Genomic DNA, 25097 nt, shown 5'->3' with positions numbered 1-25097 from the left:
CAAATCATGCTCACCCGCTTGCGAGAAATAGTCGAGAAGGTGGCCAGTGCTCCGCGTCTGAACGAGGCGTTGAATATTCTGGTTACTGACATCTGTCTTGCGATGGAGACCGAGGTCTGTTCGGTGTATCTGGCCGACCACGATCGGCGCTGCTATTACCTGATGGCGACCCGTGGTTTGAAAAAACCACGGGGACGAACCGTAACGCTCGCATTCGATGAAGGGATTGTCGGTCTGGTTGGACGGCTGGCGGAACCCATCAACCTTGCCGATGCGCAAAAACACCCCAGTTTTAAATACATTCCTTCCGTAAAAGAAGAGCGCTTCCGCGCTTTCCTTGGTGTGCCAATTATCCAGCGTCGTCAGCTGCTCGGCGTTCTGGTCGTCCAGCAGCGTGAGCTGCGTCAGTACGATGAAAGCGAAGAGTCATTCCTCGTTACGCTTGCCACACAGATGGCGGCGATCCTCTCACAGTCTCAGCTTGCTGCGCTTTTTGGTCAGTATCGTCATACGCGTATCCGTGCTCTTCCGGCCTCGCCAGGCGTGGCGATTGCTGAAGGCTGGATGGACGCCACGCTGCCGTTAATGGAGCAGGTGTACGAAGCCTCCACGCTTGATGAAGCGCTGGAGCGCGAGCGTCTTACCGCCGCCCTGGAAGAGGCGGCGAATGAATTTCGTCGCTACAGCAAACGCTTTGCGGCGGGTGCGCAAAAAGAGACGGCGGCTATCTTTGACCTCTATTCGCACCTGCTCTCAGACGCGCGTTTGCGTCGTGAGCTTTTTGCCGAGGTGGATAAAGGTTCGGTAGCAGAATGGGCCGTTAAAAAGGTTATCGAAAAGTTTGCTGAACAGTTTGCAGTATTAACTGACGGTTATCTGAAGGAGCGCGCCGGAGATTTACGCGCGCTGGGCCAACGTCTGCTGTTCCATCTGGATGACACCATTCAAGGGCCAAATGCCTGGCCAAAACGGTTTGTCCTGGTTGCCGATGAACTCTCGGCAACCACGCTGGCTGAACTGCCTCAGGACCGGCTAGCCGGCGTCGTGGTGCGCGATGGTGCCGCCAACTCACATGCCGCCATTATGGTACGTGCGCTGGGTATTCCTACCGTTATGGGGGCGGATATCCAGCCGTCGGTACTGCACCGACGCACGCTGGTGGTTGATGGTTACCGCGGTGAACTGCTGGTCGATCCTGAGCCGGTTCTGCTTCAGGAATATCAGCGTCTCATCAGCGAAGAGAATGAATTAAGCAAGCTGGCGGAAGATGACGTTAACCTGCCTGCGCAACTCAAAAGCGGAGAGCGGATCAAAGTCATGCTCAACGCGGGCTTAAGCCCGGAACACGAGGAGAAGCTTGGCAGCCGCATCGACGGCATCGGTTTATACCGCACTGAAATCCCGTTTATGTTGCAAAGTGGTTTCCCCTCCGAAGAGGAGCAGGTGGCGCAGTATCAGGGCATGTTGCAGATGTTTAACGACAAGCCCGTCACCCTGCGTACCCTGGATGTCGGGGCGGATAAACAGCTGCCGTATATGCCGATCAGCGAAGAGAACCCATGCCTGGGCTGGCGCGGGATCCGTATTACGCTCGATCAGCCGGAGATCTTTCTGATCCAGGTGCGCGCCATGCTGCGCGCCAACGCGGCGACGGGGAATCTCAGCATCTTACTGCCGATGGTGACCAGTATTGATGAGATCGACGAAGCGCGGCGCCTGATCGAACGTGCTGGCCGGGAAGTGGAAGAGATGATTGGCTATGCGATCCCTAAACCACGGATCGGTGTCATGCTCGAAGTGCCGTCGATGGTCTTTATGTTGCCGCAGCTGGCTAACCGCGTTGATTTTATCTCTGTCGGTACGAACGACCTGACGCAATATATTCTGGCCGTCGATCGTAACAACACCCGCGTCGCCAGTATCTACGACAGTCTGCATCCGGCGATCATTCGCGCGTTAGCGATGATTGCCCGTGAGGCGGAGCAGTACGGCATTGATTTACGCCTGTGCGGCGAAATGGCCGGGGATTCAATGTGCGTCGCGATCCTGATTGGTCTGGGGTATCGCCACCTGTCGATGAACGGCCGTGCCGTCGCACGCGTGAAGTATTTGTTGCGACATATCGACATCAATGATGCTCGCGAGCTGGCTGAGCGCAGTCTTGAAGCGCAGCTGTCCGCGGAGGTACGGCACCAGGTGGCGGCGTTTATGGAACGACGCGGTATGGGTGGCCTGATTCGCGGCGGCCGCTAATCCTCTTACTCCCTCTCCCTGTGGTGAGAGGGCACCAGTGCTGATAAAACCCTATACACATCTTTTACATCTCTGGCGCATCCTCCACGCCCGCCTTATGCTATGATTCGCAACTTTGGAGCCTCTGCTTAAGGCAGAATCGCATTTCTACCGCTGTCCACTTTCAGCGGAATAACAACATCTTGTGGTGACAGATGAACAGTGGTTATCTGCATTTTCCGGAATTTGATCCGGTCATTTTCTCAGTAGGACCTGTTTCGCTTCACTGGTACGGTTTGATGTACCTGGTGGGCTTCATTTTTGCCATGTGGCTTGCTGGTCGTCGCGCCAGCCGTCCTGGCAGCGGCTGGACCAAAAACGAAGTGGAAAACCTGCTGTACGCGGGCTTCCTCGGCGTGTTCCTCGGTGGCCGTATTGGGTATGTGCTGTTCTATAACCTCCCGGTATTCCTGAACGATCCCCTCTACCTGTTCCGCGTCTGGGACGGCGGCATGTCCTTCCACGGCGGCCTGATTGGGGTGATCCTGGTGATGGTGATTTTTGCCAAACGCACCAAACGCAACTTCTTCCAGGTATCAGATTTTATCGCACCACTGATCCCATTTGGGCTGGGGGCTGGCCGTCTGGGCAACTTTATCAACGGTGAGCTGTGGGGGCGTGTTGACCCGAGCGTCTCTTTCACCATGCTGTTCCCCGGCTCGCGTGCAGAAGACATGGCGTTGCTGCCGTCGCATCCAGAGTGGCAATCCATTTTCGATACCTACGGCGTGCTGCCGCGTCATATGTCCCAGCTTTATGAGCTGGCGCTGGAAGGCGTCGTGCTGTTCATCATCCTGAACCTGTTTATTCGCAAACCGCGCCCGATGGGGTCTGTCTCCGGCCTGTTCCTGATTGGCTACGGCGCATTCCGCATCATTGTTGAATTCTTCCGCCAGCCGGATGCACAGTTCACCGGTGAATGGGTACAGTACATCAGCATGGGGCAGATCCTCTCCATTCCGATGATTGTCGCGGGTGCCATTATGATGATTTGGGCGTATCGTCGTCGTCCACAGCAACAACTTTCCTGAGGAACCATGAAACAGTATCTTGAATTGATGAAAAAAGTGCTCGATGAGGGCACGCCGAAAAACGACCGTACCGGCACCGGTACGCTCTCCATTTTTGGCCACCAGATGCGCTTCAATTTACAGGAAGGCTTCCCTCTGGTGACGACCAAGCGCTGCCATCTGCGCTCGATCATTCATGAACTGCTCTGGTTCCTGCAAGGCGATACCAACGTTGCGTATCTGCACGAAAACAACGTCTCCATCTGGGACGAATGGGCAGATGAAAACGGCAACCTGGGCCCGGTTTACGGCAAGCAGTGGCGCGCATGGCCAACGCCTGATGGCCGCCATATTGACCAGATCACCACCGTGATGAACCAGCTGAAAAACGATCCGGACTCGCGCCGAATCATTGTTTCCGCCTGGAACGTGGGCGAGCTGGACAAAATGGCGCTGGCTCCGTGCCACGCGTTCTTCCAGTTCTACGTCGCTGACGGAAAGCTCTCCTGCCAGCTCTACCAGCGTTCCTGTGACGTGTTCCTCGGCCTGCCGTTTAACATTGCCAGCTATGCGCTGTTAGTCCATATGATGGCGCAGCAGTGTGACCTGGAAGTGGGGGATTTTGTCTGGACCGGTGGGGACACCCATCTCTACAGCAACCATATGGAGCAGACCCATCTCCAGCTGACCCGCGAACCGCGCGCGCTGCCGAAGCTCATCATCAAGCGCAAACCGGCGTCAATCTTTGACTACCGCTTCGATGATTTTGAGATTGAGGGCTACGACCCGCACCCTGGCATCAAAGCGCCCGTCGCTATCTGATGCGGTAAAGCGTGACACAACCGGTGCTATTTAGCGCCGGTTTTTTTTCGTCTTTATCCCGTTTCCCGAGGCGTTATCCAGAAAGCGTGCAACGCGCTGCAACTCGCTTAATCCCCTGGATAACGCCTCGTAAAACGTTAATTCGCTGCTCGCCACTTTATCGGCGCATCGCCACACTCCCCGTATGAAAAAAGAGAACGGTTTTACGCTTATCGAAACGCTGGTGGCTGTGTCGCTGGTCGTCATTCTCAGTGCCTCAGGCCTGTACGGCTGGAGCAGTTGGCAGGGGCAGCAGCGGCTGTGGCAAACCGCCAGCCAGGTGCGCGACTACCTGGTGTTTCTGCGCAACCATGCCAACCGGTACAACCGCGAGCACCGCATTACCTTGCAGCAGGTGGGGGAAAGGGCATGCCTGGTGAGTTCTGCCGTAAAAGGCTGTGAGCAGGGCAGCCCCTTTGCACTGATTCCACTCTGGCCAGAAGTCGCGGTCAGCGAGGTAACGCCGTCACTCGGGTTCTATGGATTGAGGGATACGGCATGGGCAGGTCGGATAAGAGTGCAAAGCCGTGCAGGAGAATGGCTGATTATTGTCTCAGATGGAGGGCGCATCAGGATGTGTCAGGTCTCGCAGGGGGGGCAATGTTGAAGCGTCAGCAGGGATTTTCCCTTACTGAAGTTCTGATTGCTACGGCCATCAGCAGCCTGTTATTGATCGGCGCATCGCGCTTTTTACCCGGTTTGCAGCGAGCGGTGTTACTGCAATCCGGCCAGCGAGAACAGGAAGAGGAGGTCTGGCAGAGACTGTTTTCCCTCGGCAAACAGCTCCAGCGGGCAGGCTACTGTGCGGGTAACTGCCAGGGACAAGGGTTGTTAACGGGCAGGCAAGGTAGCTGTGTCATTGTGCGATGGGATGCCAACAGTAACGGCAGCTGGGATAACAGTGCATCAGAAAACGACAGCACCGGTTTTCGTCTGGAGTCGGGTGCACTGGAAACCCTGCGTGGTGCAACCTCGTGTGAAGGCAAAGGATGGGAAAAGCTCACGGATCCGGACAGGCTGGTGATCACGCACTTTATGGTGAGAAAAGTTGAACACGCCAGGTTTGCGCCTGAGTTCACTATCGAACTGGCCGCTATCCGCAAGGGCGAGCAGGGGAAGCCTTATCAGGCGGTGTATACGGTCACGGGGTACAACTTGTGAACCGTCAACGTGGAATGTCTTCCCTTGCGCTGGTTCTGCTTTTACTGGTGCTTGGTACCCTGATCCTCACCGGTCTCAACCAGCAACTCACTACGTTTAGTGCGCTCGTTGGCGGAGAAAGCCGTTCATTTCAGCAGCAGGCCGCGGTGCAATCTGCGCTTGAGTGGGGACGCGTTCAGCGTTGGTCATCGGAGCCTCTGGCGCAGTGCAAACAGGCATCAGCGTGGCGAGTGTGTTTACGGCGGCTGAGTGAGACGAGTGTGCTGCTGATTGCCGGAGGCAATGACCTGCTGCTCTGGCGCTCAGGAGAGATAATCGACGGTAAAATTCACTTTTCACCCCACGGCTGGAGTGATTTTTGTCCCCTTAAGGAGCGCGCGTTATGCCAGCTACCGTAAACAAAGAGAAAGGATTTAGCATGGTTGAGGTTCTGCTGGCGATGATGCTGCTGGTGATGATCGTAACCGCACTGGCCGGTTATCACAGGGCACTGGCGGCGCGGTTTACCCTGTTTAACCAGTACCGCCAGCTCTGGCATTATGCCTGGAACCAGGCTCAGCTCTTAACGACTGCGCTGCCCGCAGGCTGGCAGGTGAGTCGGGTGCAGACAACGCACTCAGGATGTGTCAGCATCACGGTTACACTTTTTTCGCCTCTGGGGCGGCGCGGTGAGATAACGCGTCTGCATTGCCCTGTTAGCCAGTAGTCGGGAGCGTCTATGTTAAGGGTCTACCACTCAAATCGTCTGGATGTGCTGGAAGCGCTGATGGAATTTATCGTTGAGCGCGAGCGGCTGGACGACCCTTTTGAGCCTGAAATGGTGCTGGTGCAAAGCACCGGTATGGCGCAGTGGCTGCAAATGTCGCTTTCCCGTAAATTTGGCATTGCCGCGAACATTGATTTTCCGCTGCCGGCGAGCTTTATCTGGGAAATGTTTGTTCGCGTATTGCCAGACATTCCCGAGCAGAGCGCCTTCAACAAGCAGAGCATGAGCTGGAAGCTGATGGCGCTGCTGCCGGAAATGCTGCAGCACGATGAATTCGCCATGCTGCGCCACTATCTCAATGACGATACCGATAAGCGCAAGCTGTTCCAGCTGGCGTCCCGTACCGCCGATCTCTACGACCAATATCTGGTTTACCGTGCTGACTGGTTAATTCGCTGGGAAGCGGGTGAGCGGGTTGAAGGGCTACCGGAGGCGCAAATCTGGCAGGCGCCGCTGTGGAAAGCGCTGGTTGAGCATACGGAGAAACTGGGCCAGCCTAAGTGGCACCGTGCCAATTTGTACGATCGGTTTATCTCGATACTCGAAAATGCGTCGGAGCGCCCGGCCCGTCTGCCGTCACGCGTCTTTATCTGTGGGATATCCGCATTACCCCCTGTCTATCTGAAGGCGCTGAATGCGCTGGGTAAACATATTGATATTCATATTTTGTTTACCAACCCCTGCCGGCACTATTGGGGGGATATCCTCGATGAACGCTGGCTTTCACGACTGGTAACCCGCCAAAGAAAGCGCCTTTTTGAAGAGCGATCCGTCCCTTTGTTTAAAGACGGCTCCACCGCCGCGCAGCTTTTCGATGAAGACGGTATTCAGAACCTGCCCAATCCGCTGCTTGCCTCATGGGGGAAGCTGGGACGTGATTACATTCACATGCTCTCTGATATCACTTCATCGGGTGAAGGCGATGTGGATGCTTTTGTCGAGATCGCCCCGGATAACCTGCTGCATAACATTCAGCTCGATATTCTTGATCTGGAAAACCGTGCCGTTATGGGCGTGACGGCGAAAGAGTTTGAACGCAGCGACAGCAAGCGTCAGCTGGACGCTGACGATCGTAGTATCACGATCCATGTGTGCCATAGCCCGCAGCGTGAGGTCGAAGTGCTTCACGACCAGTTGCTGGCGATACTGCAGGACGATCCCGAACTCACGCCGCGTGACATCGTGGTGATGGTGGCAGACATCGATAGCTACAGCCCCTTTATTCAGGCTGTTTTCGGCAGTGCGACAGGGGAGCGATACTTGCCTTACGCTATTTCTGACCGTCGCGCTCGTCAGTCGCATCCCGCCTTGCAGGCCTTTGTTACCTTGCTTTCACTGCCGGATAGCCGCTTCATCTCGGAAGATGTCCTGGCGTTACTGGATGTTCCCGTGCTGGCCGCACGCTTCAACATCAATGAGGAAGGGCTGCGCTACCTTCGCCAGTGGGTGAATGAATCTGGCGTGCGCTGGGGGATTGATGACGACAACGTCCAGGAGTTCGAGCTTCCTCCGACCGGGCAACATACCTGGCGGTTTGGCCTGACGCGTATGCTGCTGGGCTACGCCATGGAAAGCAGCCAGGGCGAGTGGAATGAGGTGCTGCCATACGATGAGTCCAGCGGTTTGATTGCTGAACTGGTGGGGCATTTAGCGTCTCTGCTGATGCAGCTTAACCGCTGGCGTCGTGAGTTAATGCAGCCGCGTCCGCTTGAAGAGTGGCTTCCGGTTTGCAGGGCGTTGCTCAATGATTTCTTCCTGCCAGACAGTGACACCGAAGCGGCGATGGCGCTCATTGAAACGCAGTGGCAGGCTATCGTCGACGAGGGCGTGAATTCCCACTATCACGAGGCGATTCCATTGTCGCTGCTGAGGGATGAATTGACGCAGCGTCTTGACCAGGAGCGAATCAGTCAGCGTTTCCTGGCGGGCCCAATCAATATCTGCACGCTGATGCCAATGCGTTCAATCCCCTTTAAGGTGGTCTGTTTGCTCGGCATGAATGACGGCGTTTATCCTCGCGCCCTGGCGCCGCTGGGGTTCGATTTAATGAGCGCAAATCCAAAGCGGGGTGACCGTAGTCGTCGTGATGATGACCGCTATCTTTTCCTCGAAGCGCTCATCTCTGCCCAGAGTAAGCTCTATATCAGCTATATCGGCCGCTCCATTCAGGATAACAGCGAGCGCTTCCCCTCCGTTCTGGTGCAGGAGTTAGTGGATTATATCGGCCAGAGTTACTATCTGGCGGGTGATGAAGCCCTTAACTGTGATGAAAGCGAACAGCGGGTCAAGGCGCATATCACCTGTGTCCACAGCCGTATGCCGTTTGACCCGATGAACTACGTTGTTAGCGAACAGCAGAGCTATGCCCGCGAGTGGCTACCGGCGGCGAAAAAGGAGGGGAGAGCACATACGGATTTCATTCAGACACTTGACCCGCTGCCCATTAACACCCTGACTTTTGAACAGCTTCAACGCTTTTGGGCGCATCCTGTTCGCGCCTTCTTCCAACAGCGATTGCAGGTCAACTTCCGTTCTGAAGAGAGCGAAATTCCGGATGCAGAGCCTTTTACGCTGGAAGGGCTGGAGCGCTATCAGTTAAATCTGCAACTGCTGAATGCACTGGTTGACGAGGAAGATGCTGACAAGCTTTATCGCCGCTATCGTGCGGCGGGACAACTGCCTTATGGCGCGTTTGGGGAGATCGTCTGGGAGGCGCAATGCCAGGAGATGAACGCTCTGGCGGAGCGCGTAAGGGAGCACCGTCAGCCCGGACAAAGTCTCGAAATCGATCTTAGCTGCAATGGCATCCAGCTCACCGGCTGGCTCACTCAGGTTCAGCCTGATGGGCTGCTGCGCTGGCGGCCTTCACTGCTCAGCGTTTCACAGGGATTGCAACTCTGGCTGGAACATCTTGTCTACAGTGCGTTGAGCCATAAAGGCGAAAGCCGGATTTTCGTGCGCAAAGAGGGCGAGTGGCGCTTTCCGCCAATGGAGGCAGAGCAGGCGTTTCGCTACCTCTCTTTGTACATTGAAGGCTATATCCAGGGAATGAACAAACCCCTGCTGTTATTGCCTGAAAGTGGTGGTGCGTGGATAAAAGCCTGTTACGACGCACAGAATGATGCGATGTTAACGGATGAGGCTTCTCTGCAGAAAGCGCGCAGTAAATTTATGCAGGCCTATGAAGGGAACATGATGGTGCGCGGCGAGGGGGAAGATGTCTGGTACCAGCGCTTATGGCGCACGCTCGAACCAGAGTACTTTGAGGCTATCACGGAAGAGGCAAAGCGCTACCTGTTACCGTTGTTTAAATTTAATCAGTCCTGAGCGCTGTATGAAAATTGCGCAGCATGGGGTGTTCATTTATGATGCACTTCTTATCACGGACTGATGTACCCCCAATAAAGAGATGTTGGCGTGTCCAGCACGCAGTGTGTTAATGATGTTTACCCTAAATAATTCGAGTTGCAGGAAGGCGGCAAGGGTGTGAATCCCCTGGAGCTTACGTAAGTAAGTGACTGGGGTGAACGCACGCAGCCAACGCACATGCAACTTGAAGTATGACGGGGATAGCCGTGATAAAGAGGTCGTAATGCCAGGCAGCACCGTGTTCAAAGCGTTTGTTTTGTTTATCGCCCTTTGGGCTCCCTTCACTCAGGCAGACTCCGGTTGGCAACCCGTTCAGGACACTATCCGTAAGAGCGAAAAAGACACCCGGCAGTATCAGGCGATCCGGCTTGATAACGGCATGACCGTGCTGCTGGTTTCCGATCCGCAGGCGGTGAAATCCCTCTCGGCATTGGTCGTGCCGATTGGATCGCTGGAAGATCCTGAGGCTCATCCGGGGCTGGCGCATTACCTCGAACACATGACGTTAATGGGGTCAAAGAAGTATCCGCAGCCGGATAGCCTGTCCGAATTTCTAAAAATGCATGGCGGCAGCCACAATGCCAGCACGGCACCTTACCGCACGGCCTTTTATCTCGAAGTCGAAAATGATGCGCTGGACGGGGCGGTTGATCGTCTTGCGGATGCTATCGCCGCGCCGCTGCTGGATAAAAAATACGCCGATCGCGAACGCAATGCGGTGAATGCCGAACTGACGATGGCCCGTACCCGAGACGGTATGCGTATGGCGCAGGTCAGCGCTGAGACGATCAACCCGGCGCACCCAGGTGCACGCTTCTCGGGCGGCAATCTGGAGACGCTCAGCGATAAACCCGGCAGCCCGGTCATTGATGCTCTGCATGCGTTTCGCGACAAATACTACTCAGCCAACCTGATGAAGGCGGTTATTTACAGCAACAAACCGCTGCCTGAACTGGCTGGTTTGGCGGCAAAAACGTTTGGCCGGGTGCCAAATAAAAATATCGACCTGCCCAAGATTGACGTGCCGGTTGTCACGGACGCGCAAAAAGGGATCGTCATCCACTACGTTCCTGCCATGCCCCGCAAGGTGCTGCGCGTTGAGTTCCGCATTGATAACAACACCGCACAGTTTCGCAGCAAAACCGACGAGCTGGTGACCTACCTGATTGGTAACCGCAGTCCGGGAACATTATCCGACTGGCTGCAAAAACAGGGGCTGGTGGAAGGGATTCGCGCCGATTCGGATCCTGTTGTAAACGGCAACAGCGGCGTGCTGGCAATTTCCGCCACCCTGACCGACAAAGGGCAGGCCAACCGTGATGAAGTGGTTGCCGCTATCTTCAGCTACCTCTCTTTGCTGCGTGAGAAAGGCGTCGATAAGCGCTATTTTGATGAACTCGCTCATGTGCTGGATCTCGATTTCCGTTACCCGTCCATCACCCGCGACATGGATTATGTGGAGTGGCTGGCGGATACCATGATCCGCGTGCCGGTGGAACACACCCTCGATGCGGTCAATATTGCCGATCGCTATGATGCGGCGGCGTTAAAAGCGCGCCTGGCGATGATGACCCCGCAGAATGCCCGTATCTGGTACATCAGCCCGAACGAACCGCATAACAAAACCGCCTACTTTGTCGATGCACCTTATCAGGTAGACAAGATCGGCGACCAGACCTTCGCTGCCTGGCAAAAGAAGGCCGGAGAGATTGCGTTGACGTTGCCGGAACTGAACCCTTACATTCCGGATGATTTTACGCTTATCAAAACCACTAAGGATTATCCGCACCCCCAGCTCATTGTCGATGAGCCGACGCTGCGCGTGGTGTATACCCCAAGCCGTTATTTCGCGAGCGAGCCAAAGGTGGATGTCAGCGTGGTGCTGCGTAATCCGAAAGCGATGAATAGTGCCAAAAATCAGGTGATGTTCGCGCTTAATGACTATCTCGCGGGTATCGCGCTCGATCAGCTTAGCAACCAGGCAGCCGTTGGCGGGATCAGCTTCTCCACCAATGCCAACAATGGTTTGATGCTGAATGCAAATGGCTATACCCAGCGTTTGCCTCAGCTGTTCCAGGCACTGCTGGAGGGCTATTTTAGCTATACGCCGACGGAAGAGCAGCTTGAGCAGGCCAAGTCCTGGTATGCGCAGATGATGGATTCCGCGGAAAAGGGCAAAGCCTACGATCAGGCGCTGATGCCAGCGCAAATGCTGTCGCAAATCCCGTATTTCCAGCGTGAAGAACGCCGGGCATTGCTGCCATCTATCTCATTAAAAGAGGTGCTGGCTTACCGTGATGCGCTGAAAACTAACACGCGTCCTGAGTTCCTTATCATCGGTAACATGAGTGAGGAACAGGCTAAAACGCTGGCAGAGAATGTCCGCACTCAGCTGGGTTCGAAAGGCGACGAGTGGTGTCGTAACCAGGACGTGCTGGTTGAGAAAAAACAGAATGTGATTTTTGAAAAAGCGGGGAGCAGTACCGATTCCGCGCTGGCTGCAGTGTTTGTGCCCACGGGCTATGACGAATTCTCCGGGTCCGCACAGAGCGCGGTGTTGGGGCAGATTATTCAGCCGTGGTTCTATAACCAACTGCGCACGGAAGAGCAGCTTGGCTACGCGGTATTTGCTTTCTCGATGAACGTTGGCCGTCAGTGGGGGCTGGGCTTCCTGCTGCAAAGCAGCGATAAACAACCGGCCTATCTCTGGCAGCGCTATCAGACCTTCTTCCCTCAGGTGGAAGCAAAGCTGCGGGCCATGAAGCCGGAAGAATTTGCCCAGATCCAGCAGGCCGTCATTGCGCAGGTGATGCAGCCGCCGCAGACGCTGGGCGAAGAGGCGTCGCAGCTGAGCAAAGATTTTGATCGCGGTAATATGAAATTTGATTCGCGTGATAAAGTAGTGGCCGAGATAAAACAGCTGACGCCGCAGAAGGTTGCCGACTTCTTCCATCAGGCCGTGATTAAGCCGCAGGGCATCACCATTCTGTCTCAGGTTTCCGGTAGCCAGAACGGGAAAACGGAGTATGTGAACCCGCAAGGCTGGAAAGTCTGGAAGAGCGTCAGCGCGCTGCAGCAATCAATGCCCTGGAGTAAGAAAGAATGACCGATACCGCTGAGTCCCTTGATCCCTTACGTTTACCTCTACAGGGTGAACGATTGATTGAAGCCTCAGCGGGAACGGGAAAAACGTTTACCATTGCCGCGCTCTATCTGCGCCTGCTGTTAGGGCTTGGCGGTAACGCTGCTTTTCCGCGCCCTTTGAGCGTTGAAGAGCTGTTGGTCGTGACCTTTACCGAGGCCGCCACCGCTGAGTTGCGCGGCCGTATTCGTACCAATATTCACGAACTGCGCATCGCCTGCCTGCGCCAGATTACGGATAACCCTCTCTACGCTAGCCTTCTGGAAGAAATTGCTGATAAGCAGCAGGCCGCCCAGTGGCTGCTCCTTGCGGAACGACAGATGGACGAAGCGTCCGTCTTCACCATTCACGGGTTTTGCCAGCGCATGCTGAGCCTGAATGCGTTCGAATCCGGCATGCTGTTTGAACAACAACTCATTGAAGATGAATCCGTGCTGCGCTATCAGGCCTGTGCGGATTTCTGGCGTCGGCACTGCTACCCGTTACCGCGCGATATCGCCGAAGCGGTACATGCCTTGTGGAAAGGGCCAGAGGCACTGCTGCGCGCCATCGATCGTTATCTTCAGGGGGAAGCGCCGGTCATCAAATCGCCGCCGCCAGCGAATGAAACCCTGGCCTCACGCCATGAAAAAATCATCGCGCGAATCGCAGACATCAAGCAAAAATGGAATGAATCAGTCGGCGAGATTGAGGCGATCATCGAGAGTTCCGGGATCGACAGACGCAAGTTCAACCGTGGCAACCAGGGAAAATGGATCGAGAAGATCAGCGCATGGGCGAGGGAAGAGACGCGCGGTTATCAGCTTCCTGACGCGCTGGAGAAATTCTCACAGCGTTTCCTGGTTGAGCGGACCAAAGCCGACGGCATTGTGCCTGAACATCCCCTGTTTGTGGCAATTGAAACTCTGCTGGCGGAGCCCCTGACGCTTAACGATCTGATGATCACCCGTGCGATGACGGAAATTCGCGATGCCGTGGCGCGCGAAAAGCGCCGGCGGGGCGAGCTGGGGTTTGATGACATGCTGAGTCGCCTTGATGCGGCGTTGTGCAGCGAAAATGGCGAAGCGCTTGCAGAGGCGATTCGTACTCGCTTCCCGGTCGCAATGATTGACGAGTTTCAGGATACCGACCCTCAGCAGTACCGTATTTTCCGCCGTATCTGGCGCCATCAGCCCGGCACCGCACTGCTGTTAATCGGCGATCCGAAGCAGGCCATTTACGCTTTCCGCGGTGCGGATATTTTCACCTACATGAAAGCCCGCAGTGAGGTTGATGCGCACTATACGCTCGATACCAACTGGCGATCCTCTCCCGGCATGGTGGAAAGCGTTAACGCGCTGTTCAGTCGCATGGATATGGCGTTTATGTTCCGGGAAATCCCGTTTCTGCCGGTCAAATTTGCCCCGAAAAACGATTCGTTGCGCTTCGAATTCAACGGTGAGACGCAGCCCGCCATGCACTTCTGGCTGCTGGACGGCGAAGGCTGTGGCGTCGCCGACTATCAAAATGCCATGGCCCAGTACTGTGCGGCGCAGATTAGGGACTGGCTCAGCGCAGGCGCGCGGGGAGATGCGCTGCTGTGGAAGGGCGATAAACCCGCGCCGGTAAAAGCATCCGATATCACGGTGCTGGTGCGAAGCCGCCAGGAGGCCGCGCTTATTCGCGACGCCCTGACGCTACTGAATATTCCGTCCGTCTATCTTTCAAACCGCGACAGCGTTTTTGAAACGCTGGAAGCCCAGGAGATGCTTTGGCTGCTGCAGGCCGTGCTGGCGCCAGAGCGTGAAAGTACGCTGCGCAGTGCACTGGCGAGTGCGATGCTCGGGCTGAATGCGCGTGATATTGATGTGCTCAACAATGACGAAGCCGCGTGGGATGCCGTGGTAGAAGAGTTTGTTCGCTACCGCGAAAAATGGCAAAAGCGCGGCGTGATGGCGATGGTGCGCGAGCTCATGGCAGAGCGTCACATTGCGGAGAACATGCTCGCAACCGCGGGCGGTGAGCGCCGTCTGACCGATATTCTGCATATCAGCGAATTGCTGCAGGAAGCGGGGACACAGCTGGAGAGCGAGCATGCCCTCGTGCGCTGGCTGGCGCAGCAGATTGCCGACCCGAACAGTAATTCGGCCAGCCAGCAGATGCGTCTTGAGAGTGATAAACACCTGGTGCAAATCGTCACCATTCACAAATCTAAAGGCCTGGAATATCCGCTGGTCTGGCTGCCCTTTATCGCCAATTACCGCGTGCAGGATCAGGCTTTTTACCACGATCGCGAGTCGTTTGAAGCGGTACTCGATCTCAGCAACGCAGAGTCAAGCGTTGAGCTGGCCGAAGCCGAGCGTCTGGCAGAAGATCTGCGTCTGCTTTATGTGGCGCTGACCCGCTCGGTCTGGCACTGCAGCCTGGGCGTTGCGCCGCTGTTTCGTCGCCGGGGCGATAAGAGCGGCGAGAGTGATTTTCATCTGAGTGCGCTGGGAAGGCTTATCCAGCGAGGCGAACCCAAAGATGCTGCCGGTCTGCGCCAGTGCATCGAATCTCTTTGCTCAGAGCATGTTGCCCTGCATATTCCGTCTCAGCCCGACAACAGCCGCTGGCAGACGCCGGAACAGAGAGCGTCAGAGCTGCATGCCCGCCAGGTTGCCCGCACGATTGCCGACGACTGGCGCGTTACCAGTTACTCCGGTTTACAGCAGCACGGGCAAAGCGTTGCTCAGGATTTGATGCCTAAACTGGATGTAGATGCCGCAGGCGCAGGAAGCGTGCCCGCTGAACCGGTGCTCACGCCGCATCAGTTCCCGCGTGGGGCCTCGCCGGGCACGTTTTTACACAGCCTGTTTGAAGAGCTGGATTTTACCCAGCCGGTCTCTGAAGAATGGGTGCTGAAGATGCTCCAGAGCGGCGGCTACGACGCCCAATGGCAGCCGGTTCTCACCGACTGGCTCCGCGCTGTTTTGCACGCGCCGCTCACGACACAGGGGATTTCCCTCAGCCAGCTGACCGCCAAAGATAAACAGGTCGAAATGGAGTTTTATCTCCCCATTGCCAGCCCGCTCAGGGCCGACGCGCTTGACGCATTGATCCGTGAGTACGATCCGTTATCCGCCGGTTGCCCACCGCTCAACTTCCGCCAGGTTCAGGGGATGCTAAAAGGATTCATCGACCTGGTTTTCCGCCACGAAGGGCGCTACTACCTGCTGGATTACAAATCGAACTGGCTGGGTGAGAACAGCGAAGCCTATACCCAACAGGCGATGGCCTCAGCGATGCAAATGCATCGCTACGACCTGCAGTATCAGCTCTATACCCTGGCGTTGCACCGGTACCTGCGCCATCGCTTGGCCGATTACCGTTACGAAGACCATTTTGGCGGCGTTATTTATCTGTTCCTGCGCGGTGTAGATGCTAACGACCCGCAGTCGGGTGTTTTCAGCACCCGTCCGGATGCGGAGCTGATTGAAAAAATGGATAACCTGTTTGCTGCACGCACAGAGGAGGTGGCATGACGATGCAGGCACTATTGCTGGAGGCGGTAGAACAACGATTATTGCGCCACCTGGACGTGCAGTTTGCCATGATGGTGGCGGGCGAGGAGCCAGCCGTTATGCTCGCTGCCGCCATTCTGAGTAAGGACGCAGGCGAGGGGCATGTGTGCCTTCCGCTGTCGCGTCTGGCCGTGGATGAGAAAATGCCTCCGGCGCTGCAGTCGTGTTTCGCGCTGCTCGGTGAGGCCGTGGACTGGCAGGCGATATTACTCCGCTCGCCTGCCGTCAGCGCGACCGATACCGGGACGCCACTGATTTTGACCGGCGAGCGTTTGTATCTGAACCGACTCTGGCGTAACGAACTGACGGTGGCGCGCTTCTTCAGCGAGACCAACGCCCCGCTTCCCTGCGATGAAGCGCAGCTCCGGCAAGTGCTGGATACGCTGTTTACCTCTGACGACGCGACTGACTGGCAGAAAGTGGCGGCCGCCGTGGCGTTAACGCGGCGGATCTCGGTGATTTCGGGCGGCCCGGGCACCGGGAAAACAACGACGGTGGCAAAACTGCTTGCCGCGCTGATTCAGTTATCCGGTGAGCAAAAGTGTCGTATTCGTCTGGCGGCTCCCACCGGTAAAGCCGCGGCACGTCTGACGGAGTCATTAGGCGGTGCCCTGCAAAAATTGCCGCTCACAGGGGAACAGCTTGCGCTTTTTCCCAATGAAGCCAGCACGTTGCATCGGTTACTTGGCGCGCAGCCGGGTAGCCAGCGTCTGCGCTACCATGCCGGTAACCCGCTACACCTGGATGTGCTGGTGGTGGATGAAGCGTCGATGATTGACCTGACGATGATGTCGCGGCTGATCGATGCTTTGCCGCCTCATGCGCGGGTCATTTTCCTCGGCGACCGTGACCAGCTAGCGTCCGTGGAAGCCGGGGCCGTGCTGGGTGATATCTGCACCTATGCCAGTCTGGGTTATACCGCGGAACGCGCGGAGGAGTTGGCCCGCCTGACAGGGTGTTCCCTTGCGGCGGAACAGCACTCGGTCGCGGGCGCGCTGCGCGACAGCTTGTGCCTGCTGCAAAAAAGCTACCGTTTCGGCAGCGACTCCGGCATCGGGCAGCTTGCGTCGGCGGTGAACCGGGGAGACCGGCACACGACCTGTGCGGTGTTTGACGGTACCTTTACCGACATTGAGAAAAAATCGCTGCAAAGTGGGGAAGAGTATCAGGCGATGCTGGATGATGCCCTGCTGGGGTATCAACATTTTCTCACCGGCGTACAACAGCAACGTCCGCCGGAGCAGGTGATTGCCGCGTTTGGCGAATATCAGTTGCTCTGCGCGTTGAGGGAGGGACCGTTTGGCGTCAGCGGCCTGAATGACAGGCTGGAACAGCTGCTGGCGCAGAAACGTAAAATCAACCGTACCCTGCACTCGCGCTGGTATGAAGGGCGCCCGGTGATGATTTCCCGCAACGACAGTGCGCTGGGGTTGTTTAATGGCGATATCGGCATTGCACTCGATCGCGGGCAGGGGTTGCGCGTCTGGTTCCAGATGCCGGATGGTAGCGTGAAGTCCTTCCAGCCCAGCCGTTTGCCCGAGCATGAAACTGCATGGGCGATGACGGTGCATAAATCGCAGGGCTCTGAGTTTAACCATGCGGCGTTGATCCTGCCGACGCAGCTTTCACCTGTCGTTACCCGTGAGCTGATCTATACCGCCATCACGCGTGCGCGTCAGCGCCTGTCGCTGTATACCGATGAACGCGTGCTGATGCAGGCCATCGCCACCCGCACGGAACGCCGAAGCGGGCTGGGCGCAATCTTTGAGTCTCTCTGAATGAGGGACGAAATGCAGGCCGGGTAAGCGCAGCGCTTCCCGGCAAGTGGCGTATTATCCCAGGTCGGCCATCAGCACTTTTGAACGGCGCTGATAGTTGTACATCTCTTTCTTCGTTTCCGGCAGGGAATCGATATCCACCGGCGTGAACCCGCGTTCCTGGAACCAGTGAATGCTGCGCGTGGTCAGGACGAACAGCTTGCTCAACCCCATCTGGCGCGCCTGCGCCGCCACGCGCTCTAGCAGCATTTCTCCGCGAGAAGAGCTCCGGTAGTCAGGATGCACAGCCACACAGGCCATTTCACCGATCTTCTCTTCCGGGAACGGATAGAGCGCAGCGCAGGCAATGGTCAGGTTATCGCGCTGAATAATGGTGAATTTGTCGATCTCCATCTCCAGCTGTTCACGGGAACGACGCACCAGAATACCCTGCTGTTCCAGCGGACGGATCAGTTCCAGAATACCGCCGATATCGTTGATGGTCGCGCGGCGTATCTGCTCCGCACTCTCCATGACAATCTGGGTGCCGATGCCATCCCGGGAGAAGAGCTCCTGCAGTAAGGCCCCGTCTTCCTGATAGCTGATCAGGTGGCTACGGCGCACGCCGCTACGGCAGGCCTTCACCGCACCACGCAGAAAACGCACGGTGCCGGAGTGGTAATCTCCTTCGGCCTCCAGCGCTTCCACGCGCGCCTGGGCTTCATTCGGGAAGAGTTCCGGCACAATCACCCCTTCATCGTTAACGACGCCCTGTGAGGAGCAAAACCCAATCATTTTTTCCGCCTTCAGCTTGATAGCCAGCTGGGTGGCAATCTCTTCTGACGTCAGGTTGAAGCTTTCGCCGGTCACGGATACCGCCACCGGGCCCATGAGCACGATGGCACCGCTGTCCAGCTGACGGTGAATGGCCTCTTCATCAATACGACGAATGCGGCCGCTGTGGCAGTAATCCACGCCATCGTCCACGCCGAGGGGCTGGGCGATGATAAAGTTGCCGCTCACGACGTTGATATGCGCCCCCTGCAGCGGCGTGTTGTTCAGACTCATCGACAGGCGAGCCGTAATATCCAGCTGCAGCAGCCCTGCCGCCTGTTTCACCAGTTCCAGGGTTTTCGCATCTGTGACGCGGGTATGTTTGTGATAAATCGGCTCGTGGTGGTGAGCGGCCAGGTTGGCATCGATCTGCGGGCGCGCGCCGTAGACCACCACCAGGCGGATCCCGAGACTGTGCAGCAGGCCTATGTCATTGACGATGCTTGAAAAGTTTTCATGTTCAATGGCTTCGCCACCAAGCATGATGACAAACGTTTTTCCCCGGTGGGCGTTGATATAGGGAACAGAATGGCGGAATCCCTGGACCAGTTCGGTTCTACGTTCCTTCACCATGGCACAACCCTTAATGAATGTTTATTCGTAATTTCTGTATTTTTATTCGATTGTGGCCGCGTGTGCAAGTGCAAATTTTCTGCGACCCACAGAAATGAATAAGTAATCCGTGCGTTAGCAGCGAATTGTTTACCCTTTTATAGATGACAGTTTATGCGTCATTCGTTAAAGTTTTCGGTCAATCTGGACTTTTGTATATCAGTTCGTTTTCTTGCTCGGGAGAAGCATGTCGGGATCCAATTCAGCAATAAGCCGCCGCCGTTTGTTAAAAGGGGCCGGGGCAATGTGGTTGCTTAGCGTCAGCCAGGTCGGCCTTGCCGCCACGAGTCAGGTGGTGGCGGTGCGCGTCTGGCCGTCGTCGACGTACACGCGCGTGACGGTCGAATCCAATCGTGTGCTGAAATATAAGCAATTTGCCCTCAGCAATCCTGAACGTGTGGTAGTGGATCTCGAAGGCGTGAACCTTAACTCCGTGCTTAAGGGGATGGCGGCGCAGATCCGCGGTGACGATCCGTTTATTAAATCGGCGCGCGTCGGGCAGTTTGATCCGCAAACCGTGCGTATGGTGTTTGAGCTTAAACAGAACGTGAAGCCGCAGCTGTTCGCTCTCGCCCCTGTGGCGACGTTTAAAGAGCGTCTGGTGATGGATCTCTACCCAGCCAATGCAACGGATATTCAGGATCCGCTTCTGGCCCTGCTGGAGGATTACAACAAAGGCGATCTGCAACGTCAGGTTCCGCCTGCGCAAAGTGGTCCGCAGCCGGGCAAAGCGGGGCGCGATCGCCCGATTGTGATCATGCTCGATCCTGGCCACGGCGGCGAAGACTCCGGTGCGGTGGGGAAATATCATACGCGGGAGAAAGACGTGGTGCTGCAAATTGCCCGTCGTCTGAAGGCGTTGATTGATAAAGAGGGCAATATGCGCGCCTACATGACGCGCAATGAAGATGTCTTTATCCCCCTGAAAGTTCGCGTGGCGAAAGCGCAGAAGCAGCGTGCGGATCTCTTCGTCTCGATCCACGCAGATGCCTTTACCAGCCGTCAGCCGAGTGGATCGTCAGTGTTTGCGCTCTCAACCAAAGGCGCGACCAGTACCGCGGCGCGTTACCTGGCCGACACTCAGAACGCCTCGGATCTGATCGGTGGCGTGAGCAAAAGCGGTGACCGCTACGTCGACCACACGATGTTCGATATGGTGCAGTCCCTGACCATTAACGACAGCCTGAAGTTTGGTAAAGCGGTGCTGGGCAAGCTGGGTAACATCAATAAGCTGCATAAAAACAGCGTTGAGCAGGCCGGGTTTGCGGTGCTTAAAGCGCCGGATATTCCCTCCATACTGGTCGAAACGGCGTTTATCAGTAACGTTGAAGAGGAGCGTAAGCTCAAGACGGCAAAATTCCAGCAGGAGGTGGCGGAGTCGATTCTGGCGGGGATTCGGGCGTATTTCTCAGACGGGGCGACGCTGGCGCGACGCGGATAGCGCATTCAGCCGGGTGAAACGCCCGGCACATTCACAAACGACAGATACAAAAAAACACCCTTCAGGGTGTTTATTGTTTTTAGAAGTGTTGGTTGCGGGGGCCGGATTTGAACCGACGACCTTCGGGTTATGAGCCCGACGAGCTACCAGGCTGCTCCACCCCGCGGCACCGTACTTCTTATCTTTTCTAAAATTTGATTGGTTGCGGGGGCCGGATTTGAACCGACGACCTTCGGGTTATGAGCCCGACGAGCTACCAGGCTGCTCCACCCCGCGTCCGTCTTTCTACTGTCGTAGAAGATACTTCATCAAATTTTAATTGGTTGCGGGGGCCGGATTTGAACCGACGACCTTCGGGTTATGAGCCCGACGAGCTACCAGGCTGCTCCACCCCGCGTCCGTGGATGCGCACTATACTCGGATAGGTTTGTGATGCAACCCCTTTTTTACATAAATCATGATTTTGTATGCAAATTGAACGACATGGTGCTATATGGACTATTTTTTGCGCAAAATTTGCCAAAGGGCATGCGAACGCATTTCATTAGCCCTGGCGGTTTGTTATCTTCATCACGCGGAAATGGGCAACTTAAAGACGAGATATAATGAAAGGACGTTGGGCGAAGTATCTGATGGCAGGCGCAATGGTAGCGATTCTTGCGGCCTGCTCTTCCAAACCGACCGATCGCGGTCAACAGTATAAAGACGGGAAGTTATCCCAGCCTTTCTCTTTAGTTAATCAGCCTGATGCTGTCGGTGCTCCGATCAACGCCGGCGATTTCTCCGAGCAGGTTTACCAGATCCGCAATGCGTCGCCGCGTCTGTATGGCACTCAGAGTAGCGTGTACAACGCGGTCCAGGACTGGCTGAAAGCAGGCGGTGATACGCGCAACATGCGCCAGTTTGGTATTGACGCCTGGCAGATGGAAGGGGCGGATAACTACGGCAACGTCCAGTTCACAGGGTATTACACGCCCGTGATTCAGGCGCGACACACGCGCCAGGGTGAGTTCCAGTATCCTATCTACCGTATGCCGCCAAAACGCGGTCGTCTGCCTTCTCGTGCAGAGATCTACGCGGGTGCGCTGAGCGAAAACTACGTTCTGGCTTACAGCAACTCCCTGATGGATAACTTCATCATGGACGTTCAGGGCAGTGGCTACATCGATTTTGGCGACGGTTCGCCGCTTAACTTCTTCAGCTATTCCGGTAAAAACGGCCACGCCTATCGCAGTATTGGTAAGGTGCTGATCGACCGCGGTGAAGTGAAGAAGGAAGATATGTCGATGCAGGCGATCCGCGAGTGGGGCGAAAAGCACAGTGAAGCCGAGGTGCGTGAACTGCTGGAGCAGAACCCGTCGTTCGTCTTCTTTAAACCGCAAAACTTCGCGCCGGTGAAGGGGGCGAGTGCAGTTCCGCTGATTGGCCGCGCGTCGGTGGCATCGGATCGTTCTATTATTCCTGCGGGTACCACGCTGCTGGCGGAAGTCCCGCTGCTGGACAACAAGGGTAAATTCAACGGTCAGTATGAGCTGCGTCTGATGGTGGCGCTGGATGTGGGCGGGGCGATTAAAGGCCAGCACTTCGATATTTATCAGGGCATTGGCCCGGATGCTGGCCACCGTGCGGGCTGGTATAACCACTACGGACGCGTGTGGGTGCTGAAGGCCGCACCGGGTACCGGAAACGTATTCAGCGGTTGATTGTGGTATTCTGAGCGCAATACGGATTACTTGTTCAGGGTGAGGAAGAACCTCACCCTTTTTACATCTGAGGTTTTATGTCTGTGGTAATCAGCGATGCCTGGCGTCAGCGTTTTGGCGGCACGGCACGTCTCTATGGTGAAAAAGCCCTGCAGCTGTTTGCGGATGCGCATGTCTGCGTCGTGGGCATTGGTGGTGTGGGGTCGTGGGCGGCAGAGGCGCTGGCGAGAACCGGCATTGGCGCAATCACGCTGATTGATATGGATGACGTTTGCGTCACCAATACCAACCGTCAAATCCATGCCCTTCGTGATAACGTCGGCCTGGCAAAGTCTGAAGTGATGGCGGAACGCATTCGTCTCATTAACCCGGAATGTCGCGTGACGGTGATCGACGACTTTGTCACGGCAGATAACGTCGCGGAGTACATGAGTAAAGGATACAGCTATGTGATTGACGCTATCGACAGCGTGCGTCCCAAAGCGGCGCTGATCGCCTACTGCCGTCGCTACAAGGTGCCACTGGTCACGACGGGCGGCGCGGGCGGGCAAATCGATCCGACGCAAATCCAGGTCGCCGACCTGGCGAAAACCATTCAGGATCCGCTGGCGGCAAAGCTGCGTGAACGCCTGAAAAGCGACTTTAACGTGGTGAAGAACAGCAAAGGCAAGCTGGGCGTTGACTGCGTGTTCTCGACCGAAGCGCTGGTCTATCCCCAGGCGGACGGGTCGGTCTGCGCAATGAAAAGTACGGCGGAAGGACCCAAACGTATGGATTGCGCCTCAGGGTTTGGGGCGGCCACCATGGTAACCGCTTCCTTTGGCTTTGTGGCGGTTTCTCACGCCCTGAAAAAGATGATGGCGAAGGCGGAACGTCAGGCCTGAGCCTGACGTGCTGCGTCCAGTACCGCGTCGCTGAGCGCGATCAGACCCTGACCGCGTGAGGCGCTGAGCTGCGCGCGCAGCCCGAGCTCATCGAAGAACATTAGCGGCGAATGTGCTAACAATTCTGCCGCGCTTTTCCCTTCCACTGCGGTTAACAGAACCGCCAGCAGTCCGCGCACGATACGGCCTTCGCTGTCGCCGAAGAAGTGAAGCTTCTCCCCGGATACGCTAAACCCGAGCCAGACGCGGTTCTCGCAGCCAGCGATCTCTTTCGCCTGCGCTTTAAGATCGTCTGAAAGCGTGGGGAGCTGCTTGCCCAGCAGGATCAGCTGACGATATTTGTCCTCCCACTGCGTGAGGGGAGCGAAGGTCTGTTTTAAGGTCTCTTCTGTGATGACCGTGCCGAACGGATGTCCGGCTAACGCTGCTTGAGTCATTAATCCACCAGTATTTCAAGGGCGCGGTCAACGGCGCTAATCAGTGCCTCGACATCGCTTTGAGTATTATACGGCGCAAACGAGGCGCGCAGGGTGCCGCTCACGCCGAGCGCTGCCAGAAGCGGCTGGGCGCAGTGCTGTCCTGCCCGCAGGGCAATGCCGTACCCGGCCAGCAGCGTCACCATGTCGCTATGATGAACGCCTGCGAAATCAAAGGCGAGCAGGCTCGAGTCTTGTACGCGGAACGAGCTGAAACCGGGGCGTTTTTTAAGTTCTTCTTCTGCCAGCGTCGCCAGGCCGCGGCTCCAGCTCTCCGCCTGAACAATGTCTGTTTCAGTCAGCCACTCCAGCGCAGCGCTTAAGCCAATCACGCCCGCCACGTCTGGCGTACCGGCTTCCAGACGATAAGGTACATCCTGCGTTTTGAAGCCGTCGAATGTCACCTCGGTAATCATTTTGCCGCCCCCGAGCCACGGCGTCATTTGCGCCAGCCGTTCCGGCTTGCCGTAGAGTGCGCCAATGCCGGTTGGCCCGTAGAGCTTATGTCCGGAGAAGGCATAGAAGTCGATATCAAGCGCCTGCACATCAGCCGGGAAATGCACTACCCCCTGCGCCCCGTCGACCATCACCACCATACCGCTGGCATGGGCAATCTCAATTGCGCGGGCCAGATCCGGGCAGCCACCGGTGACGTTGGACATCTGCCCCAACGCCAGGATGCGGCTGCGTGGGGTAATCAGCTCGGGCAAACGTGCCACGTCAGGCAGGAAGTCTGCACCCAACGGAAGTTTGACAATCTGCGCCCCCGTTTGCTCGGCCACCATCAGCCACGGCACCAGGTTAGCGTGGTGTTCCGCCTCGCTGACGATGATTTCATCTCCTGCCTGCAGCCGTGGGCGGGCATAGCACTGAGCCACCATGTTAATGGCTTCGGTCGTGCCGCGCGTCCAGACGATACTTTTTCCGCTTTCAGCATTGATCAGGCGTGCAACCTGATCGCGTGCGGCTTCGTAGCGCGCGGTTAAGCGCTGCGCTTCGGCAAACTGACTGCGATGCACGTTCCCGGCGCTCAGGCTGTAGAACTGCTGCGTCGCGTCAATCACCGCCTGGGGCTTCAAAGCGGTGGCGGCGCTATCAAGGTAAACACCGGCATCGGCCAGCGCCGGGAACTGTGCGCGAAACTGCGCAGGACTGAAAGCGTTCATGGGACTCCTCATATCAATAACGCGATCGTCGCGCAATTTCAGCGGCAGGGCAAGGAGGTTGATATCTATCAGATTCGTCTG

17 protein-coding genes and 3 tRNA genes are annotated in these 25097 nt (G+C 56.4%); 14 read left to right on the top strand and 6 right to left on the bottom strand.

The features are described from left to right. Positions 1–6 precede the first annotated feature (6 nt). From ptsP to recD, 11 genes are all read left to right on the top strand, one after another. On the top strand, positions 7–2253 hold the full coding sequence (gene ptsP / locus A4308_RS02740; RefSeq protein WP_014885083.1) for a phosphoenolpyruvate--protein phosphotransferase: 2247 nt from the start codon (positions 7–9) through the stop codon (positions 2251–2253). Between the two features lie 194 nt (positions 2254–2447). Further along, positions 2448–3323: a prolipoprotein diacylglyceryl transferase gene (lgt, locus tag A4308_RS02735; RefSeq protein ID WP_014885082.1), complete on the top strand. Its 876-nt coding sequence runs from the start codon at positions 2448–2450 to the stop codon at positions 3321–3323. Between the two features lie 6 nt (positions 3324–3329). Beyond that, the gene (gene thyA, locus A4308_RS02730) at positions 3330–4124 is read left to right on the top strand and encodes a thymidylate synthase (RefSeq protein ID WP_014885081.1); all 795 of its coding nucleotides are present in this window, start codon (positions 3330–3332) and stop codon (positions 4122–4124) included. A gap of 184 nt (positions 4125–4308) precedes the next feature. Beyond that, positions 4309–4770, top strand: a complete 462-nt coding sequence (locus A4308_RS02725) for a prepilin peptidase-dependent protein (RefSeq protein ID WP_023331219.1) — start codon at positions 4309–4311, stop codon at positions 4768–4770. Further along, complete coding sequence (locus tag A4308_RS02720; protein ID WP_023331218.1) at positions 4764–5324, top strand: prepilin peptidase-dependent protein; 561 nt, start codon at positions 4764–4766, stop codon at positions 5322–5324. Before A4308_RS02725 ends, A4308_RS02720 begins: the two co-directional genes overlap by 7 nt. Continuing rightward, positions 5321–5722, top strand: a complete 402-nt coding sequence (locus tag A4308_RS02715) for a DUF2509 family protein (protein ID WP_032629471.1) — start codon at positions 5321–5323, stop codon at positions 5720–5722. Before A4308_RS02720 ends, A4308_RS02715 begins: the two co-directional genes overlap by 4 nt. Then, positions 5707–6030: a prepilin-type N-terminal cleavage/methylation domain-containing protein gene (locus tag A4308_RS02710; RefSeq protein WP_063308468.1), complete on the top strand. Its 324-nt coding sequence runs from the start codon at positions 5707–5709 to the stop codon at positions 6028–6030. Before A4308_RS02715 ends, A4308_RS02710 begins: the two co-directional genes overlap by 16 nt. 12 nt (positions 6031–6042) lie before the next feature. Continuing rightward, positions 6043–9417, top strand: coding sequence for an exodeoxyribonuclease V subunit gamma (gene recC, locus A4308_RS02705; RefSeq protein ID WP_045281955.1), 3375 nt, complete (start codon positions 6043–6045; stop codon positions 9415–9417). A gap of 265 nt (positions 9418–9682) precedes the next feature. Continuing rightward, complete coding sequence (ptrA, locus tag A4308_RS02700) at positions 9683–12565, top strand: pitrilysin (protein ID WP_045281954.1); 2883 nt, start codon at positions 9683–9685, stop codon at positions 12563–12565. Then, positions 12562–16104 carry an exodeoxyribonuclease V subunit beta gene (gene recB, locus A4308_RS02695; RefSeq protein ID WP_045281953.1) on the top strand — a complete coding sequence of 1181 codons (3543 nt, stop codon included), beginning with the start codon at positions 12562–12564 and terminating at the stop codon, positions 16102–16104. The genes ptrA and recB overlap by 4 nt, the downstream gene beginning before the upstream one ends. Then, positions 16101–17921 (top strand): exodeoxyribonuclease V subunit alpha, encoded by a 1821-nt coding sequence (gene recD, locus A4308_RS02690; protein ID WP_014885073.1) that lies wholly within the window; start codon positions 16101–16103, stop codon positions 17919–17921. The genes recB and recD overlap by 4 nt, the downstream gene beginning before the upstream one ends. A 54-nt stretch (positions 17922–17975) precedes the next feature. Here recD and argA read toward each other — a convergent pair whose 3' ends face one another. Then, positions 17976–19307, bottom strand: coding sequence for an amino-acid N-acetyltransferase (gene argA, locus A4308_RS02685; protein WP_014885072.1), 1332 nt, complete (start codon positions 19305–19307; stop codon positions 17976–17978). A gap of 226 nt (positions 19308–19533) precedes the next feature. Here argA and amiC point away from each other — a divergent pair, with 226 nt between their 5' ends. After that, positions 19534–20787: an N-acetylmuramoyl-L-alanine amidase AmiC gene (gene amiC, locus A4308_RS02680; protein ID WP_014885071.1), complete on the top strand. Its 1254-nt coding sequence runs from the start codon at positions 19534–19536 to the stop codon at positions 20785–20787. 89 nt (positions 20788–20876) lie between these two features. Here amiC and A4308_RS02675 read toward each other — a convergent pair. From A4308_RS02675 to A4308_RS02665, 3 genes are all read right to left on the bottom strand, one after another. Next, positions 20877–20953, bottom strand: a tRNA-Met gene (locus A4308_RS02675). Between the two features lie 33 nt (positions 20954–20986). After that, positions 20987–21063: transfer RNA gene (locus A4308_RS02670), tRNA-Met, on the bottom strand. 44 nt (positions 21064–21107) lie between these two features. Continuing rightward, a tRNA-Met gene (locus A4308_RS02665) sits at positions 21108–21184 on the bottom strand. 208 nt (positions 21185–21392) lie between these two features. On the opposite strand from A4308_RS02665, the gene mltA reads away from it, so the two are divergent. Next, positions 21393–22490 carry a murein transglycosylase A gene (gene mltA, locus A4308_RS02660; protein WP_045269137.1) on the top strand — a complete coding sequence of 366 codons (1098 nt, stop codon included), beginning with the start codon at positions 21393–21395 and terminating at the stop codon, positions 22488–22490. Positions 22491–22567: 77 nt separating this feature from the next. Next, positions 22568–23374, top strand: coding sequence for a tRNA cyclic N6-threonylcarbamoyladenosine(37) synthase TcdA (tcdA, locus tag A4308_RS02655; protein ID WP_006811804.1), 807 nt, complete (start codon positions 22568–22570; stop codon positions 23372–23374). Here tcdA and csdE read toward each other — a convergent pair. Together csdE and csdA are read right to left on the bottom strand one after the other, a co-directional pair. Continuing rightward, complete coding sequence (gene csdE / locus A4308_RS02650; protein WP_014885068.1) at positions 23365–23811, bottom strand: cysteine desulfurase sulfur acceptor subunit CsdE; 447 nt, start codon at positions 23809–23811, stop codon at positions 23365–23367. The two genes, tcdA and csdE, sit on opposite strands and share 10 nt — an antisense overlap. After that, entirely contained in the window at positions 23811–25016 is a 1206-nt protein-coding gene (gene csdA, locus A4308_RS02645) for a cysteine desulfurase CsdA (RefSeq protein WP_045281986.1), read from the bottom strand. Before csdA ends, csdE begins: the two co-directional genes overlap by 1 nt. Positions 25017–25097: the final 81 nt, after the last annotated feature.

The organism is Enterobacter sp. ODB01 (assembly GCF_001623605.1).
Lineage (GTDB): Bacteria > Pseudomonadota > Gammaproteobacteria > Enterobacterales > Enterobacteriaceae > Enterobacter > Enterobacter kobei.
This window is presented reverse-complemented; position numbering and strand designations above follow the sequence as displayed.

What these genes read in the sequence shown, in the direction of transcription:
- amiC (WP_014885071.1), top strand. Translation starts at nt 19,534, where the DNA reads ATGTCGGGATCCAATTCAGCAATAAGCCGCCGCCGTTTGTTAAAAGGG.
- A4308_RS02720 (WP_023331218.1), top strand. Translation starts at nt 4,764, where the DNA reads ATGTTGAAGCGTCAGCAGGGATTTTCCCTTACTGAAGTTCTGATTGCT.
- csdE (WP_014885068.1), bottom strand. Translation starts at nt 23,811, where the DNA reads ATGACTCAAGCAGCGTTAGCCGGACATCCGTTCGGCACGGTCATCACA.
- mltA (WP_045269137.1), top strand. Translation starts at nt 21,393, where the DNA reads ATGAAAGGACGTTGGGCGAAGTATCTGATGGCAGGCGCAATGGTAGCG.
- recD (WP_014885073.1), top strand. Translation starts at nt 16,101, where the DNA reads ATGACGATGCAGGCACTATTGCTGGAGGCGGTAGAACAACGATTATTG.
- ptsP (WP_014885083.1), top strand. Translation starts at nt 7, where the DNA reads ATGCTCACCCGCTTGCGAGAAATAGTCGAGAAGGTGGCCAGTGCTCCG.
- argA (WP_014885072.1), bottom strand. Translation starts at nt 19,307, where the DNA reads ATGGTGAAGGAACGTAGAACCGAACTGGTCCAGGGATTCCGCCATTCT.
- recC (WP_045281955.1), top strand. Translation starts at nt 6,043, where the DNA reads ATGTTAAGGGTCTACCACTCAAATCGTCTGGATGTGCTGGAAGCGCTG.
- A4308_RS02710 (WP_063308468.1), top strand. Translation starts at nt 5,707, where the DNA reads ATGCCAGCTACCGTAAACAAAGAGAAAGGATTTAGCATGGTTGAGGTT.
- A4308_RS02725 (WP_023331219.1), top strand. Translation starts at nt 4,309, where the DNA reads ATGAAAAAAGAGAACGGTTTTACGCTTATCGAAACGCTGGTGGCTGTG.
- thyA (WP_014885081.1), top strand. Translation starts at nt 3,330, where the DNA reads ATGAAACAGTATCTTGAATTGATGAAAAAAGTGCTCGATGAGGGCACG.
- ptrA (WP_045281954.1), top strand. Translation starts at nt 9,683, where the DNA reads ATGCCAGGCAGCACCGTGTTCAAAGCGTTTGTTTTGTTTATCGCCCTT.
- csdA (WP_045281986.1), bottom strand. Translation starts at nt 25,016, where the DNA reads ATGAACGCTTTCAGTCCTGCGCAGTTTCGCGCACAGTTCCCGGCGCTG.
- tcdA (WP_006811804.1), top strand. Translation starts at nt 22,568, where the DNA reads ATGTCTGTGGTAATCAGCGATGCCTGGCGTCAGCGTTTTGGCGGCACG.
- recB (WP_045281953.1), top strand. Translation starts at nt 12,562, where the DNA reads ATGACCGATACCGCTGAGTCCCTTGATCCCTTACGTTTACCTCTACAG.
- lgt (WP_014885082.1), top strand. Translation starts at nt 2,448, where the DNA reads ATGAACAGTGGTTATCTGCATTTTCCGGAATTTGATCCGGTCATTTTC.